The organism is Pseudanabaena sp. 'Roaring Creek' (genome assembly GCF_001402795.1).
Taxonomy (GTDB): Bacteria; Cyanobacteriota; Cyanobacteriia; order Pseudanabaenales; family Pseudanabaenaceae; genus Pseudanabaena.
Window position 1 is genome coordinate 1 of the sequence record NZ_LIRE01000223.1, and the last position, 14,315, is coordinate 14,315.

The 14,315-nt window shown below is 43.8% G+C and carries 14 protein-coding genes; 8 read left to right on the forward strand and 6 right to left on the reverse strand.

The window, feature by feature from the left end:
- Positions 1-325 precede the first annotated feature (325 nt).
- Together AC805_RS26745 and AC805_RS07345 are read left to right on the forward strand one after the other, a co-directional pair.
- The gene (locus AC805_RS26745) at positions 326-1,957 is read left to right on the forward strand and encodes a hypothetical protein (protein ID WP_055074813.1); all 1,632 of its coding nucleotides are present in this window, start codon (positions 326-328) and stop codon (positions 1,955-1,957) included.
- A 171-nt stretch (positions 1,958-2,128) separates the two neighbouring features.
- On the forward strand, positions 2,129-3,445 hold the full coding sequence (locus AC805_RS07345) for a dihydrolipoamide acetyltransferase family protein (protein WP_055074814.1): 1,317 nt from the start codon (positions 2,129-2,131) through the stop codon (positions 3,443-3,445).
- Positions 3,446-3,563: 118 nt separating this feature from the next.
- Here AC805_RS07345 and AC805_RS07350 read toward each other — a convergent pair whose 3' ends face one another.
- The 3 genes from AC805_RS07350 to AC805_RS07360 form a co-directional block, all read right to left on the reverse strand.
- Entirely contained in the window at positions 3,564-3,866 is a 303-nt protein-coding gene (locus AC805_RS07350; RefSeq protein WP_055074815.1) for a hypothetical protein, read from the reverse strand.
- A 377-nt stretch (positions 3,867-4,243) separates the two neighbouring features.
- Positions 4,244-4,597 (reverse strand): hypothetical protein, encoded by a 354-nt coding sequence (locus tag AC805_RS07355; RefSeq protein WP_055074816.1) that lies wholly within the window; start codon positions 4,595-4,597, stop codon positions 4,244-4,246.
- Between the two features lie 53 nt (positions 4,598-4,650).
- Entirely contained in the window at positions 4,651-5,340 is a 690-nt protein-coding gene (locus tag AC805_RS07360) for an ankyrin repeat domain-containing protein (RefSeq protein WP_055074817.1), read from the reverse strand.
- Positions 5,341-5,658: 318 nt separating this feature from the next.
- Between AC805_RS07360 and AC805_RS07365 the strand changes: the two genes are divergently transcribed.
- From AC805_RS07365 to AC805_RS07375, 3 genes are all read left to right on the forward strand, one after another.
- Positions 5,659-5,871, forward strand: coding sequence for a type II toxin-antitoxin system Phd/YefM family antitoxin (locus AC805_RS07365; RefSeq protein ID WP_156341336.1), 213 nt, complete (start codon positions 5,659-5,661; stop codon positions 5,869-5,871).
- Between the two features lie 41 nt (positions 5,872-5,912).
- A complete protein-coding gene (locus tag AC805_RS07370) occupies positions 5,913-6,623 on the forward strand; it encodes a Uma2 family endonuclease (RefSeq protein ID WP_231662491.1) in 711 nt (236 codons plus the stop codon).
- Positions 6,624-6,696: 73 nt separating this feature from the next.
- Positions 6,697-7,479: a DUF3120 domain-containing protein gene (locus AC805_RS07375; RefSeq protein ID WP_055074818.1), complete on the forward strand. Its 783-nt coding sequence runs from the start codon at positions 6,697-6,699 to the stop codon at positions 7,477-7,479.
- Positions 7,480-7,847: 368 nt separating this feature from the next.
- On the opposite strand, the gene AC805_RS07380 is transcribed toward AC805_RS07375, so the two are convergent.
- Positions 7,848-9,209, reverse strand: coding sequence for an AmpG family muropeptide MFS transporter (locus AC805_RS07380; protein WP_055074819.1), 1,362 nt, complete (start codon positions 9,207-9,209; stop codon positions 7,848-7,850).
- Between the two features lie 569 nt (positions 9,210-9,778).
- Between AC805_RS07380 and trxA the strand changes: the two genes are divergently transcribed.
- From trxA to AC805_RS07395, 3 genes are all read left to right on the forward strand, one after another.
- Positions 9,779-10,114, forward strand: a complete 336-nt coding sequence (trxA, locus tag AC805_RS07385; RefSeq protein WP_055074820.1) for a thioredoxin — start codon at positions 9,779-9,781, stop codon at positions 10,112-10,114.
- Between the two features lie 203 nt (positions 10,115-10,317).
- The gene (pyrR, locus tag AC805_RS07390; RefSeq protein WP_040689855.1) at positions 10,318-10,863 is read left to right on the forward strand and encodes a bifunctional pyr operon transcriptional regulator/uracil phosphoribosyltransferase PyrR; all 546 of its coding nucleotides are present in this window, start codon (positions 10,318-10,320) and stop codon (positions 10,861-10,863) included.
- Positions 10,864-11,029: 166 nt separating this feature from the next.
- Entirely contained in the window at positions 11,030-11,887 is an 858-nt protein-coding gene (locus AC805_RS07395) for a hypothetical protein (RefSeq protein ID WP_055074821.1), read from the forward strand.
- A 24-nt stretch (positions 11,888-11,911) separates the two neighbouring features.
- Here AC805_RS07395 and cobM read toward each other — a convergent pair whose 3' ends face one another.
- Together cobM and cbiD are read right to left on the reverse strand one after the other, a co-directional pair.
- Positions 11,912-12,673 (reverse strand): precorrin-4 C(11)-methyltransferase, encoded by a 762-nt coding sequence (cobM, locus tag AC805_RS07400; RefSeq protein WP_055074822.1) that lies wholly within the window; start codon positions 12,671-12,673, stop codon positions 11,912-11,914.
- Positions 12,674-12,825: 152 nt separating this feature from the next.
- Entirely contained in the window at positions 12,826-13,872 is a 1,047-nt protein-coding gene (cbiD, locus tag AC805_RS07405) for a cobalt-precorrin-5B (C(1))-methyltransferase CbiD (RefSeq protein WP_055074823.1), read from the reverse strand.
- Between the last annotated feature and the right edge of the window lie 443 nt (positions 13,873-14,315).

Sequence of the window (14,315 nt, forward strand, 5' to 3'; positions counted from 1 at the left end):
GGAATGCTTCTCTAAAGTTGGGGAAGGAACCGAATTTCGGATTGAAATTCCCTTGTAAGAGACTCATACCAAATCACAAAATGGCTACGCCATTTTGTGATTTTAAAACCCTTACTGGGTTTGGTTTTCAATTTCCAAAAGTGTAGCCACACTTTTGGAAATTGGTATCAGAAGAGCGATCGCGATTTTAAATCGCTCCCCAAAAACATTCCTCTATGATTATTGCCTCTTAAACTATGCATGGGCTAATCATCGATCTCGATTCCGATTTAGTCTTGCTTTTCTTCAAACACTTTACTGTGTAACACTGCGCGATTGCCCCACTATGAAATCAAACTCTCCAGACAATAACTCCTCACCTTTGCAAAATATTTTTTCTTGGGTTAAAAATACACCTGAGCGAGCAATTGACGAGGCTTTTGAAGCGGCTGTTAGTATTAAACGTATTGAAGAAGAAAACTTCAATGGTAATAAAATCGTCAATGACGGTAGTTTTGGTAGCAGTGTCTTTAGTGTGTTTGAGATTCAACTTCAGAAGTATCTCAGAACCATTTCAGGGAAGCTGAATTTTTACAAGGTGAGTGCGTCACTTCCCTATTTACAGGCGCAAAGTTCCAGCAATCTTGCCAATACCGCGATCTCTAAATATGCTCCTAACGATCAAAGTAACGATCCGGTTGGCAATGGACAACTATCAGCCAATCAATTAGGTGGCAATAGCCGTAGATTTTCTATTTATCAAAAACTCGCCTTTATTGACTACACCCTTGAAAGGTACAACAGTGCCAGTAATCAGACAATTGATATTGCGGTGGATAATGCCGATAAATCTGCGAGAAGCTCTAGCTATTTGCGCGATCGCGACTTAGCAGAAGGCGAAGCAGATAGGGATGAAAAGTTTCAGCTCTTTAAAAACGACAAGTCAAAGAACTATCGTAAGGCATCTCAGCAAGTTTCACAGGTAGAGAAAAGTATTTTACCTGGATCGTTTTTTAAAGCATTCGATCGAGTCAAGCGCAATCTTAGCGGTTCCTACGTAGACTATGAAAAAGACATTGTTGAGGAATTACGTCAATCGCGGCAAAGGATTAATCAGGCTTTGCGCTATATCGTCGTGCTGGTGATCTCAGTGCTTGCCGTACAGTTTTTATCAAAAATGTTGATATATAGTCCGATGATTAATAGTTTCATCGACACTACCAAGATGACTGTCAAGTTTAGCCCTGCGGTCGAGGAGAAAGCTTTTAATGAGCTGCGGATGGCAAAGGAAAGAATTGAATTTGATTACACTATCAAATCCATCATGCTCAGACAATCAGAAGAGAAACCTAGCGGATCGAAATCTGAGACTGGTAAATCTGAGACTGGTAAACCTGAGACGGCTAAATCAGAAGAATTGAAGAAAACTGAGACTGGTAAACCTGAGACTGGTAAACCTGAGACGGCTAAATCAGAGGAATTGAAGAAAACTGAAGACAAAGGCAATCAAAAATCCGCAAACAACTCATCTGAAGAGGTCGAGGCGTTAATTCAGCAAGAATCTATTAAAATCCTCAAGAAATATAATGATGCAAGTCTTAATGGTGTTAAGAACTTGTTATCTGATATTACAGCTGCCTTTGTGTTCTATCTTTTTCTACTTTCAGGACGCAAAGAACTGGCAACCATTAAAGAATTTCTTGATGAAATTCTGTATAGCCTCAATGACAATGCCAAAGCTTTTTTGATCATTATCTCAACGGATACCTTTGTAGGGTTTCACTCTAGTGAAGGCTGGGATGCTCTATTAACCGTTTTATTTGAGCATTTCGGACTACCTGAAAATAAAATTTTGGCGCAATCATTTATCTCGACGGTTCCCGTATTTCTCGATGGGTTATTTAAATTCTGGATTTTCCAATATCTCACCCAAGCATCCCCTGCGACAGCAACCATTTATCGTGAAATGAATGAATAATTGACACTATACTCAACCAAAACACGTTAAGATTTAGGATGGCTTGTGGAAATTGCTCTCTAAGCCAGTCTTTCGGGATAACTTTCATAACTAAGCATTGACACTAAGCATTGACTTTGTTATTTCCAAATACAGCTTTATATTTAATATTTAGATATTTATAAATTCCCTATGATTTACGAAATTTTCATGCCTGCGCTTAGCTCCACCATGACTGAAGGCAAGATCACCTCTTGGGTGAAGTCTCCAGGAGATAAGGTAGAAAAGGGCGAAACTGTCGTGATTGTAGAGTCTGACAAAGCTGATATGGATGTCGAAAGCTTTTATGAAGGCTATCTTGGCGTAATTATTACTCCTGCAGGCGAATCTGCTCCTGTCGGTTCGGCGATCGCCTATGTTGCGGAGACCAAAGAAGAAATCGCTGAAGCAAAACAAAAAGCGGCAGGTCAAGCATCCGCCAATGGCTCGACTGCACCACAGAAAACTGAGGAGCCTCCAGCTAAGCTGGTTTCATCCCCCACGGCGGCCTCTGTTGCCTCTATCCCCGATGTGGTAGTTTCTGCGCCACGCAAATCCGCCCCTGCGCCATCTGGACGACAAATTGTATCCCCACGAGCCAAACGAATTGCGAAGGACAATGGTATTGATTTAGCCAAAATTGCTGGAACGGGACCTAATGGTCGAGTTACTGCCGCCGATGTTGAAGCGTTCTTGCAACCTTCGGCTCAGCCCGTAGCTGCTGCAAGTATTCCCGTAACTGCACCTGCGCCTGTGGCTAAACCTGCGCCTGTGGCTAAAGTTGCTGCTCCTGAGCTGGGCAAGGCTCAAGCCCTGACTACTTTCCAAAAGGCTGTGGTCAATAACATGAATCAGAGCCTCTCAGTTCCTGTATTCCGTGTTGGTTATACGATTACGACAGATGCCCTAGATGCGCTCTATAAGCAAGTTAAGACTAAAGGCGTTACCATGACGGCGCTATTGGCTAAGGCTGTTGCCGTTACCCTCCAAAAGCATCCTTTAATCAATGCAAGTTATAGTGATCGCGGGATTGAGTACAAGAGCAATATTAATGTTGCTGTTGCGGTGGCGATGGATGACGGTGGTTTGATTACCCCTGTATTAAAAAATGCCGATCAAACCGATCTCTACAGCCTCTCTCGTGACTGGAAAGGACTCGTCGATCGCGCCCGTGCGAAGCAATTGCAACCCGATGAATATAACTCTGGTACATTCACCATTTCCAACTTGGGTATGTTTGGAGTGGATCGCTTTGATGCGATTTTGCCTCCTGGAACTGGTGCAATTTTAGCGATCGGTGGTTCGCGTCCTCAAGTTGTGGCAACTAAGGATGGCGCAATCAAGGTTGCTAGTCAAATGCAAGTCAATCTCACTGCTGATCACCGTGTAATCTATGGCGCTCATGCGGCGCAGTTCTTACAAGATCTAGCCAAGTTGATTGAAACCAATCCTCAATCTTTGACTCTGTAATATTTCTAGCTATTTATCAAAAAGGAGGTCGTAGTACTTGATGCTACGTCCTCCTTTTTAATCTGTAAACTTATCCGTAGGATGTGTTAGCGCTAGCGTAACGCATACAAATCGTTTATTAGTGGGTTATGGCTTCGCCTAACAGCACCCTACCTAATTTTAAGCTCCGTGCACCAAAACGATGGACAGCGCGATAGCCAATTCTGACAACCCAAGTTTGGGAATCTGGTAAGCGTTCTCTAAGACGACGAGTAGCGGTCATCGTATCATTTGCAATTTCATATGCCCCTGTTTCAATATCAATCGCAACTATTTTGCCATGATTATCTGCTTCGACCTGTGGACGGATATGCGTTTGATATATCAGATCGCCTCGTTGGGCAAATTCTTCTTTGCTATAGCGCGGTTGACGGACTGCCATAATTTGAATTTTCCCTAATCGCTGCTTTATCTAGCATTATAAGCGAATGGAAAAGGCTCCAAATAGATCACATGGCGATCGCTCCAAACTAAATTGGCGATCGCACATTTATCGGTCATCTCAAAAAATAGTCTATCCAGTAGTGGACTGTTTCATCTGAAGTGATGCAATAGAAAACTTGGTAAAGTCAGTCTTGATAACTTTTTGATAGATAGCCTATTGCACTATTTTAGATAAAAAAGTCCATTAGGATGCGTTACGCTATCGCTAACACATCCAAACCTTGTTTATGGGAGCCGTTTCATTCAAGTCTTGTTCATTGGTGCGTTACGGCTTCGCCTAACAGCACCCTATTGGATAGACTATGCTCCCACTAATTACCTAGATACACGAATAGGAATTACTTCTACAACACCAACAGGACGAAATTCGCTGTATCCACCGTAAATACTGCGAAGCAATACAGCAGTATTAGCTATTCCAAAAACTCCTCCAGAACTGGGATCGCCATCGTATCTATGCCAATTACCTCCAAATCGGGGGGAGCATCCAATTCCTGTCCCTGAACGTTCAGAATCAGGTATGTAATAGTACTCTGGAACTCCACGCTCACCTTGCCTTGAATCATTAACACCGCAGATTTCTTGAGCTTGCAGTTCTTGAGGTGCTAAGCAAATACTAATCGGTAAAACGAAACTGAAGCCAAGAATGATTAACTGTTCGATTTTCATAACAACTACTCAACTCAAGAAAGTTAACTATGAATTAGACAGAAATTTTCTATCTAATTCGATTGGTTCGACTTCTGGGCTACGTGCTGGCGGAGCACCTCTCGGCACTGGTGGACTTGGGCGGAGAAGTCGCCCGACGGGTACTCGGCTAGCAACCCGTCCAAGTACTCGGGGAACGTTGCCCCGTCAGTGTTTCGGACTAGTGGGTTCGCCCCTGCTCGCAGCAGGAACGTGATAACATCCTCGCCGTAGGCGTTGGTGACTGCCGCCATGAGGGCGGTCAGACCGGAGTCGCACTCCGGCAGGGTGTCCACCGGCAAGACCACATTCGGGTCAGCCCCAGCCGTCAGCAGAGCGTCCACCTCGTCCAGCGTGCCCTCCACCACTGCCCGCAAGAGCGGTGTCCAACCGTAGTGCTGCCGAAGGGTGAGGTCGGCTCCGGCTTCTACCAGCAGAGCGATCACCTCGCGGCTATTCAGGTTAGCCTCGCCGTTCACGTCGATGGCGCAGTGCAGGGCGGTATACCCCCCGTCAGTTTGGCGGTTCACCGCCGCACCAGCATCCAGCAACTCGCGGATCACCACCACCTCTCGGCTCATGCAGGAGGCAGCGTGCATGAGCGGGGTGAAGCCGTAGGAATCGGTCTGCTCCAGCAGCGCCGGATGGACAGTGACGAGGCGGCGAACCTCGGCAGCGTCCGCCTCGTCGATGGCTTTTATTAACTCGTCGAACGCCTCTGCCACTCGCGACCCTCCGCTGCCAAACTATGTATTAGATAGAGTATTAGACAGAAAATTTCTGTCTAATATGGCTATAGGGAATATAGGCTGAATACGAAATTTCTAGCTAATCGCACTATATGACATATTAGACAGAATTTTTCTGGCTATTTACACTATACCTTAGGTTATATGGGGAAATTCTGCCTAATCACCCAAATAGCTTATTAACTCAACACTACAATATGTTATTCAGATTAATTACTTGATAATTTTATACTGTTTCATATTTTCTGTTTCGTGCTAGCATTAAATTGAATGTAAATTTAGTGCATCATCTCTATGATTAACCTCAGTCAAGACATTCAACCCCTATCCACCTTCAAGCGGAATACCAACGAACTCATCACCCAGATGAGAAATACTGGACATCCCATAGTATTAACCATCAACGGCAAAGCAGAATTAGTCGTCCAAGATGCAGCATCCTATCAACAATTGCTCAACAAAATCGAAGAACTAAAAGCCATTGTTGGAGTAGAAAAAGAATTATAAGACTGGGTACAGGTTCACACTAGACAAAAGAAATTAAAGCCATGACGATCGCCACAGAAAAAGCTAAAGCCAAAAATTGGACTGATGAAGAGTTTATGGCTTTGCCCGATCGCGGCGATCAAGTGCGACCTATTGCCGAACAAAGGATCTGGCTCGAAAACATCAGTTGGCGAACCTTTGAGCGATTGCTGGAAGAAGTAGGCGATCGCCGCAGCACGTTATTTCATTACATCAATGGAAATTTAGAAATTATGTCGCCAATGGCGCTACATGAGCGCAGCAATCGGTTTATTGATGATTTAATTCGAGTACTGTCCGATGAGCTAGAGATAGATTTATGTAAATGTGGCTCATTATTGATGCGGATTCCTGAACTCAAGATTGGTGCTGAACCTGACTCTTGTTATTACATTCAGAACGAGCCAAAAATTCGTAATCAAGAAGTAATTACGATGGGTCAAGATCCGCCACCCGATCTCGTTTTAGAAGTTGATATCACCAATCCTAGCGATCGCCGTTTACCGATCTATGCTCAACTCCAAGTCCCTGAAATTTGGATCTACGACGGCTATAGCTTAGAGTTTCTAGGCTTGGAAAATGGGGCATACCTTAAAATAGAACATAGTCTATCTTTTCCTAATTTGCCTGCGGTGATTTTAGTGGAGTTTGTGCAGAAGCGACTTGAATTAGGCGATCGCCAAACCCTCAAAGAATTTCGGCAATGGGTAAGCGACAACCTTAAAAAAAGCTAGAGACTATGGGATCGCTTAAAAAAGCCTGTTAATATATTAAGTAATAATAATTAACATAACTTTTTAAGATACTTTGTTTTTAAATCCTGACAAGGTTGAACTACAGGAGCGCCCCTTAGAACGTTCTACATCAACAGTTCAGGCTATATCCCTAACTGAAAATGTTTCGTCTGCGTTTCCCCAGATATCACAGTATTTACTTGCCATTGCGTCCTTGGTGCAACATTGGCGCTTTTGGTTTGCGTCCCTATTTTTAGTTTCCGTTCCCGTATTTTTTGAAGCTCCCCTAGTACGCTATGCGCCTTGGTTGAGCTTGATCTGTACGGTCGGTTGGCTGGCGATCGCCAAACATTTAGAGGAAGATACCAATACTAAGCTATGGGGTAATCTCATCTGGGGCTTTAGCCTCACTTGGTTATGTGGTTCTCTATACTGGGGCTGGCTGCGCTGGGAACCCGCTTTCCACGTACCAGTGGAATCTCTAGCCCTACCTTGGGCAATATGGGCAATCCGTAGCGATTCTCACCGCATTGGGGGTTGGTTTTATATCGGCTCGTTATTGGGAACGGCAATTACCGACCTCTATTTCTATATCGCCCAACTTTTTCCTTATTGGAAAGGCTTGATGCAAGTTGAGGCAAATATCAACCTCGCTCAACCAATCTTAAAAAGCGCCTTAACATTAGTGGAAACACCTTGGGGCATGACATGGGCTTGTGTTTTGGCAGCTTTGCTTTTGATTGTGGGCAACAAAGCTATGCGATCGCCAAATTTAGGCTACTGGTCATTTAGTGGTGCAGTATTGGGTACGATATTTGTAGACCTTCTCTTTTTCTGTGTTGCCACCCTAGGCTAAGGGTTACAACTAATCCCGTAAGGTTTGGAGATTCCCAAAATGGCATTGCCATATTGGGAATTGGTATTAGGTTTCTTCCTAATGGTTCTCATAATGGGATTGTTATTGAATTTGTGGATTTTTCAGGAGTACTCACCAATGACTCTTGACTAAAATTCCCAAAATAAAAACCCAGCGTTGGAGCGCTGGGTGCAGTCAGTTTAAGGCTTCATTGATTAGTAGATTACTGGAATTAGTTCTCTCTTTACCTCACGCGATCGGGTGAAATATTTGGCGATCGTGTGAGGCAAAAAGATAAAACCCAAAATAGAGTTGCGGCGCAACTCTATTTTGGGTTTTATCTCTTAACTACAATGACGATAGCTATACTAATCAGTGGGTAAGGAATCTACTTTTTTAAATTCCCCATTCCAAGGAGCAAAAAATGGTAAAAACATCATCCCAGGAATGGCTAAGACGAGGGTTAACAGGAAAAACAATGCCCAGCCCTTGCCATCACTGCCTGCTAACCAAGAAATATGATTAATAGCAGTCCATGAAGGCATATTGCGTTGAATGAATTGAGCGGATTCGCCAGAAAATGGTGATGCTAGCAGATCTCGACCGACCGCAAACAGACTTGATAGAAGAGCAAATTGAGTGGCAGAAAAGCTGGGATTGCACAGCACCATTAAAAAGCCTAAAAATCCTGCGGTTCCTAATCCTCCACAAAAATTCTCTACATTAATCGCAGCGAGCAAAACATAGTCATTTTTCCCTACTACGGAAATGGCATAGTAGCCAATATTGCTAATTGCTTGGAGCAATCCAAATACCCATAGCGATCGATTAATACCAATTTTGCTTAAAATCGCTCCCCCTGCCAAGGTTCCCACAATTGTGGCTACTAAGCCAATACCCTGACGCACTGTACCGATCGTGCCATCATCAAATAAAGTTTTTAAAAAAGGAACTGCCATCTTACCGACCATGGCATCGCTAAATCGATAAAAAATTGTAAATACAAGGATCAAAATAACTTTGGTTATTCCTAACCGATGAAAAAATTCTTGAAAGGGTTTAACTACGGCTTCATCTAAGGTGGCGGGTCGCGCCTCGGCTTCGGGAGGTTCGGGGGCAGCGATCGTCGCAATCAAGCCTAGCCCCATCACAACGGCTAATAGGACATATACCCAAGCCCAGCCTAATTTACTGGCTAAGTTAAACCCGACAAATCCTGCAAATAGAAGGGCGATACGATAGCCCATCACCCAAATGCCAACCCCTGCTCCAACTTCCTGAGCCTCTAACACATCTGTCCGATAGGCATCGATCGCAATGTCTTGAGTGGCACTGAGAAAAGCCAGAATTAAGGCGGCGATCGCTAATATGGGTAGCGCCCCTACTCTTTCCGTAGGCGAAATATTGCCAATTGCAAACATTTGTAAAGCAATCACTAAAATTGCCAATACTAAGCCACCCTGCGTTAGCAGAATCCAGCCTCGCCGCCTGCCTAAAAATGGCGGAACGAAGCGGTCAATAAATGGCGACCATAAAAACTTGAAGGAATAGGGCAAGGAAACTAGACCTAGCCAACCAATCGTATTAAGGTCAAACTTAACGCTGGTCAACCATGCGCGGAAAGCGTCATCGGTTAGTGCGTAGGGTAAACCCGAAGCAAATCCCAAAGATAAAAGCGTCGCCATTTTGCGACTCTGAAAAACCCGAAAAAGTTGGGCGATCGTATTCATATTAGCGAATTAGACTACAATATATATGTAAGCGGAGACGCAAGTTTCCGTTCACTCCTCACACCACATTCCGCCTGAGCTTATGAGCAGCAAGGGCGGTTTCTTATTTTTTGACTATAAGTGTTTTTGGGTAATTCTTTTTCGTTTATATAGCTGTCGCCAATTGTACTAGGACATAAACCCTAAGAATTGACTGGCGGCGCTTCGCGCCGCCAGTCAATTCTTAGGGTTTGATTTGTCCTAAGTCAAGTGACTGTAGCTATAAGTACCTAGACGTAATTAAGTACACATCCAAACCTGTAAGGTTGAGCTCCTGCGGGACTCAACCTTACAGGTTTGGCTAATTTATTTTGCACAATTACTTATAGCAACGTAATAGCAATGTAAGGTTTGCTTAGAACATAAAATCCCAAAGATGAATGGCGACGCTTTGCGTCGCCATTCATCTTTGGGATTTTATGTTCTAGCTATAAATTTGATTTTTATCAAAAGGGGGGTACTAGCTGTTATACTACCTACACACAATTTTTAAAAGTAAAAGTTTTTAGTATTTAGGGAGTTAGCAAAGCATGTCATCAGCGATCGCCGTCACGGATGCTAACTTTGAGCAGGAAGTAATTAAGAGTGAAATCCCTGTTCTAGTAGATTTTTGGGCTCCTTGGTGTGGTCCATGCCGAATGGTTGCGCCCGTTGTCGAAGAAGTCGCGGGAAAATATGAAGGTAGAATTAAAGTTCTCAAACTTAATACCGATGAGAACCCTAACGTTGCTGGACAATATGGTATTCGCAGTATTCCCACACTCATGCTATTCAAAGATGGTCAGCGTGTAGATGTAGTTGTAGGTGCTGTCCCCCTTACCACATTGTGTATAAGTATTGATAAATGCTTAAATTCTGATACTTAGGATTTCTTCGTATCCGATATAAGCATTGCTAGACGTTATAAAGTTCCAAAGTACAGAGGAAGTCTCTAACCTCCTCTATATTTGGCTTTTTGATTTTGTGATTTTGAGATATTTTCTGGGTTTTAACTGAGGATAAAAAGTTGTATTTACATCTATATGACTTTTTATCGAGATAAAATACTTATAGGCTAGTCTAGATAGTGTTGCAATCTAAGATTGTCGAAATTTTATCTGCTGACGAATTGCGTCGTACGATCAACCGCTTGGCTTCGCAAATTGTCGAGGCTAGTGGAGATTTGTCTAATGTTGTTTTGCTTGGAGTTTACACTCGGGGCGTGCCACTCAGTGTGGCGATCGCTAAGCAGATCCACACATTAGAAGGCGTTCTCGTTCCTTCGGGTGCGCTAGACATTACATTTTATCGGGACGATCTCGATCGCATTGGGTTAAGAACGCCAAGTAAGACCGAAATTCCTTTTGACTTGAATGGTAAAACTGTAGTTTTGGTGGATGATGTAATTTATAGCGGTCGGACAATTGGAGCCGCCCTCAGTGCAATCCATGATTACGGTCGCCCCAAGGTGGTTCGATTAACGGCTCTGATCGATCGCGGACATCGTGAGTTACCAATTCATCCCGATTATGTGGGGAGGACTCTGCCGACTTCCAAAGACGAGCAGGTTAAAGTTTTTTTGAGTGCAGCAGGGGATGGTCGTGACGGGGTCGAGCTTTTTAAGCCTATTAGTTAAGACCAATAGTTAATGGTAGCTAAAATACCAAAGATGGGTGGCGGTGCTTTGCGCCGCCACCCATCTTTGGTATTTTATGTCCTAACCCTGTTACTAAAAATGTAACCACAAAGGATTATTACGGTAATTAGGTTAGATTTGCTGTAACTGAAATCCCAAGACGATCATGATTACCCTGTCAAATCTACGCATTGCGGCAATGGTAGTCGCACTTACTGCTGGTATTGCAGTATTTGGTTATCCTTACTGGAGCAACCAGACATCTGCCTCCAATCGTTTGGGCGATGAGAAAATTAAAAATAATCCTATTGATGCCTCGTCAATTCCCTCCCCAGTTCCCTCGTCGAATCCCAACGTATCCTCCTTACCTGCAAAATACGATCCACCTCAAACCTCAGGCGTAGGGATTGCGATTAATCAAAATGGAAATATCCGCCGCGCCGATACGAGGGGCTATATTAATGTGGCAATTAGAGAGACCTATAAAATTGAAATTCAGTCTCCGAGCTATACCAGTGCGGTTAGTGTCAAAATTGATGGTGTTTCAATTATTGATGGTTTGATCTGCGATCGCTCTGTGACGTTAGAAAGACCTCAAGCGATCGCCAAACAATTCATCGTTCTGGAAGAGGGCAATCCAGGATTGGATCGCAGTGGTGGCATCAATAACCCCGATCTCGGTTTAATCGAAGTAACCTTTAAGCCAATTCGTCGCCGCAATGAGATTGCCCAAGAGAATAATATATCTAAAGCCAGACCCCCTGCTGCTGCGGCTCCAGAGGCTGCATCTAAAGATCAGGTTGCAAGCAGATCGGAAGCTAGTGGTTCTCCCGTAGGCACTGGTTTGAGTGGTAGCTCCTCACAGGAATTTGTGGCTACTAATGAATGGGTAGAAGCTCCAGAACTCGCTCCTACTTATACCAAAAAATACCGCCTAGTAGGATTTAATTCATCAGATCCCATAACCCTGCACAACATGAATACCCCAAAGCCATTGGTCGATCCGACTCCACCTAGGTTGTAGTAACATCTTCCTCGCGATCGCCATTTATCGAAACAGTCGATTGTAGTGCGGACTATATAATTGCGATCGCTCTTTCACTCTTTGTTCAATCCGATTTAATGCAGGGCTAATTACGAAGAGAGTCGTTCTAGTCAGATTTTCCCTATGGGTCGTCATTGCCATCTCTGTGAGGGGTACGGTCAAAATCTTCTCATCTTCCCAACCGAGGCGATAGCAAATTGCCACGGTGGTATCAGCGGGATAATGCTCCATTAATTTCCTTTGCACGTTATCGACATGGTGCGTGCTGAGATATAGGCATAGAGAAGCCTGATGTGCCGCAAGGCTAGATAATTCTTCTTTATCAGGAACTTGAGTGCGTCCGCTAATACGGGTGAGAATGATTGTTTGGACTAATTCAGGAATAGTGAGTTCCACTTGTAGACGGGCTGCGGCTAATTGAAAAGCACTGACCCCTGGCACAATTTCAAAGGGAATTTCCGCTTCGGTTAAGGCGACAATTTGTTCTTGGATAGCGCCGTACAGGCTAGGATCGCCATCATGTAAACGTACAACTAATTTATGCGATCGCACTCTGTCAAGCATAATTGCTAAAATCTCTTCCAGAGACTTACTGGCCGTGGGAATAATTTCGGCATCTGCCCGACAAAATTGCAGCATCGAATCGGGAATGAGGGAATTGGCATATAGGACTACATCGGCTTTGAGTAACAGATTGCGTCCCTTCACGGTAATCAGATCGGGGTCACCAGGTCCTGCACCGACAATGTAAACTGGTTTGGTCATTAAGTTTGGACAAAGACAAGGTTTGGCACAATCTTTATATTAGGCTTTATATAGCTATATTCACTTAAGTCAGGAAATCAAACCCAATAGAGAGTTGCGGCGCAAAGCGCCGCAATTCTCTATTGGGTTTGACCGTAGCTATATTAGGAATGTTAGAGAACTAATTTTCCTAAGCGATCGCACAAAATCGTATCGATCGCAATTTTTAGATCGGTATATTTCTGGACATAGGCGATCGCCCGCTGCGTAATTTGGTCAGTAATATATTGAAAAATCTGGCGATCGTAGCCATGCTCTACCAATAATTTATGAACGGCTTCGGCTGTAGGTGATCGCTCAATTTCTTGAATTAAGGCAACAGGTAAATTTTCATGGACTGCTGCTCTTACTAAAATATCGATGCGGGCATCAGCTAAGTGACTAGAAGTATTAAAGATACCGCCCGCTAGTTTTAAAAGCTTACCATGATAGCCAACGATGGTAATGGATGTCACTCCTAAAAGAGCCGCTTCCACCAACATTGCCCCGATCCAATTTGCAGTTTGGACTAGCTGCGAAGGTGCAAAGCCCAAATTTTGGGCGACTTGATAACCATTTGCCCCGATATAAAAAGCGATCGCATGACAAGTATCCGCCTTCGTTCGTAAATCGATGCGAAAGTCCTCCAATTTATCTTCAACAGAAAGGGGCTTTGAGATCGCTGAAGTTCCTAATAACGACAGACCTTCAAGAATTCCGAAGGCAGCATTAGATGTACGTTTAGCCAAGGCTTTTCCCTCAGGCAAAATAAAGCGAACTCTTGCATTAGTAAACTCAGGCAGTGATGGTAATAGGTTGGCTATTGCTAGATTTTGCGCTAGCGCATAGATAGCGGGCTGACCAGTCGCAGTTTTCCCCAATCCTTCACCCGCCTCAAGGATTAATCTCTGTTCTGCCACTGCTCCCGTCGAAGCTGTTAATTGCACCCATGCCCAGACAGGTGTCCCTGAAGTCAAGTCTAGATTATCGCCAGGATCGCTAACGGTAATGGCAAGGGCAGTAAATTCATCAATAATTGCACTCTGGGCGATCGCGATTTCTCCTCGCCCAGATTCTAATAAGTCAAGTTCTACTAAACTTGCTTTTTCTTTACGGAGGAGTAATATTGCCGCCTTAGCAGCGGCGATCGCAAATACAGGAAGGGTGTAACCAGATTTCATAGACAGAGATCTTGGTCTCCATAATTAAAACCGAAAAACCTTACTAAGTAGCTGGACATAATTAAAACCCAGAATTCAGACCTGTAGCGCACGCTGTGCGTGCGCTACAGGTCTGGGGATTTTATATTTAATTGCGCCTAGTTACTTAAGTTGATTTTTAAAGCATCCTCTGTAATTGTAGGCGATCAACTCCAAACGCGAGCATTTTGCTTGTCTTTTATAGTAAGCTTCGACTACGCTCGGCTAATACCAATTTAAGAAATGGCTACGCCATTTCTTAAATGGAAAACCTTTACTAGATTTAGTTTTTAATTCACAAAAGTGTTGTCACACTTTCATGAATTGGTATTAAGACATAAAACCCAGAAGAGTGTTGCGGCGCTTCGCGCCGCAACACTCTTCTGGGTTTTGTTTTTGTCCTAACATAACTGGCTACTGCTATA